The organism is Salmonella sp. SAL4457, assembly GCF_046548235.1.
GTDB lineage: Bacteria > Pseudomonadota > Gammaproteobacteria > Enterobacterales > Enterobacteriaceae > Salmonella > Salmonella enterica.
This window is the reverse complement of the sequence record NZ_JBGDZO010000712.1, coordinates 1-262: the sequence shown is the minus strand read 5'-3', so window position 1 is coordinate 262 and position 262 is coordinate 1. Positions and strand designations below refer to the sequence as shown.

Below are 262 nucleotides of genomic sequence, written 5' to 3'. Positions count from 1 at the left end.
GCTCAAAGTTTTCGACGTCGCCAGCCCCAACGAATGCTTCGAGCGTAGTGAGAGTATCGTGCCTCAGCAAGCGCTCGCGCTCGCGAACGGAAAGCTAAGCCAGACCATGTCGCGGATTCTCGCGCAGCAGCTTTCTCCGGCGCCGCCGCAGCCCAATGAGGCGTTTGTCGCTTCCGCATTTGACCGGATTCTCGGCCGGCAGCCCCATAGCGCTGAGCTGAAAGAGTCGCTTGCGTATTTGAATGATCAGACCGCGTTCTAC

The 262-nt window shown here is 59.2% G+C and carries 1 protein-coding gene; it reads left to right on the top strand.

Annotated features, from left to right (window positions below; genetic code table 11):
- The coding region (locus tag ACLJNW_RS26015) for a DUF1553 domain-containing protein (RefSeq protein WP_410961479.1) at positions 1-262 on the top strand (262 nt) is incomplete at both ends.